The following is an 840-nucleotide window of genomic DNA, read 5'->3' on the forward strand; positions in this document are numbered from 1 at the left end:
AGCCCGCCGGCATGACGCTGGCCATGCATCTGTGCCGCGGCAACTTCAAGAGCACCCACGCCGCGGCCGGCAACTACGAGCCGGTGGCCGAGGCGCTGCTCAAGGAGATGGACCTGGACGCCTATTTCCTCGAGTACGACGACAGCCGCAGCGGCGATTTCAAGCCCCTGCGCTACCTGCCCAAGGGCAAGACCGTGGTGCTGGGCCTGGTCACCACCAAGTTCGGTGAAATGGAAAGCAAGGACGACCTGAAACGCCGCATTGAAGACGCTGCGAAATACGCACCGCTGGAGCAGCTCGCGCTGTCACCGCAATGCGGCTTCAGCAGCACAGTGCACGGCAACAACATCGCCGTGGAAGCGCAACGCAACAAGCTGCGCCTGGTGGTCGAAACCGCACGCGAGGTATGGGGCACAGCCTGATCTGACCCCCGGGACTGGCGCATGTCGTCCTCCCCTTCTCTTTTCTTTAGCGAGGGGGAGTCCCAACGGACCCCCAGCCCCGGCCTTTTCGAGGCCGCTCAACCGGGCTGCGGCGCTGACTTTTTCGGCTGTGCACTCCCGTCGCAGCCGTCCACGAGGCAAGCCGTTCAACGGGTCGGATGGACCGATTCCATTAATTGCGCTTGGTTGATCATCAAAATGACTCGTCATCCCTGCTGAGCGTGCGCAAGCAGCTCTCAAAAAGATAGCAATCATGGGCCTGAGCCTGCTGCCCGCAGGCTTTTGGCCCAACCTCGCCAGTACTGGCGCTGCCGGCCGGCACAGATCCATGAGTGCCGCCCCCTTCTTTGCCTCCTCTTCTCTCTTCTTATTCCTATTGACCGGCGCTTCTTCATGC

1 protein-coding gene is annotated in these 840 nt (G+C 61.8%); it reads left to right on the plus strand.

All coding sequences use genetic code 11. From position 1 onward, the window contains the following. Positions 1 to 422 (plus strand): uroporphyrinogen decarboxylase/cobalamine-independent methonine synthase family protein (locus AC1DWI_RS24920; protein ID WP_477726150.1); only part of this gene is annotated, 422 nt, incomplete at its 5' end. Between the last annotated feature and the right edge of the window lie 418 nt (positions 423 to 840).

The organism is Polaromonas sp. P3_C2 (assembly GCF_056402675.1).